The sequence below is a fragment of the Adlercreutzia sp. DFI.6.23 genome (genome assembly GCF_024462535.1).
Classification (GTDB): domain Bacteria; phylum Actinomycetota; class Coriobacteriia; order Coriobacteriales; family Eggerthellaceae; genus Adlercreutzia; species Adlercreutzia rubneri.
In genome coordinates this window covers 1-652 of record NZ_JANGBP010000032.1, presented here as the reverse complement: position 1 = coordinate 652, position 652 = coordinate 1, and the positions used below count along the sequence as shown (strand labels likewise).

The following is a 652-nucleotide window of genomic DNA, read 5'->3' as shown; positions in this document are numbered from 1 at the left end:
CAGATGGCAGAGGTAGCGGGCGCAGTTGCGTTTCGTTCCCTTTGGGATGATAGGGATTGGTCCATTAAGCGGTGAAACGAGTTCCTGAACCTGCTCGAACGATTTAACGCTGTCGAAAAACAGGATTCCATGCCAATGCGGCTTCTTTGGTGTACCGTCCTCGTTCACATCGGAATCGTGGAGCGGTGAGACAAGGCAGTCGACAAGCCAACCGTTGATAATCTCGCGCCAGTTCTCCGGCGCACTATCTGGATAAAACTCAAAGAGCCAGTAATCCTTACGTGGTGCACGTTTCTTTTCGTACTTCTTATCCGCACGTTTCTGGGCTTCAGACCTAGCCATGCTATAATCTCCTTGTCTTGAATGCCCCTGCTGCCGCCAAGCTTGCTGGGGCTTTTCTTTTTTCATCTGCGCTTGTAAACCTCGCGTCTATGCGCAACATCGACCACGAGAATGACGAGCCTGCCGTCATTGATGTCGCACAGGATTCGGTAGTCACCGACCCTGTATCGCCACACGCCTGCCAAGTTTCACGTCAATGCCTTGCCCCTGCTTCTTGGGTCTTCGAGCTTCGCTATCTCGTCAAGCTCGTCAAACACCCGCGCGGCAACGCCCTTATCGAGCTTGCGCATCGCCTTGTCGGCGTTCCTCG

Annotated in this window: 2 protein-coding genes; both read right to left on the bottom strand. The window is 53.5% G+C overall.

Annotation, left to right across the window (positions count from 1 at the left end; genetic code table 11):
• Window positions 1-342, bottom strand: a 342-nt coding sequence (locus NE591_RS12185) for a Rep family protein (RefSeq protein WP_256156735.1), incomplete at its 3' end; no start/stop codon positions are given.
• A 62-nt stretch (window positions 343-404) separates the two neighbouring features.
• Window positions 405-518: a type II toxin-antitoxin system RelE/ParE family toxin gene (locus tag NE591_RS12180; RefSeq protein ID WP_256156736.1), complete on the bottom strand. Its 114-nt coding sequence runs from the start codon at window positions 516-518 to the stop codon at window positions 405-407.
• Between the last annotated feature and the right edge of the window lie 134 nt (window positions 519-652).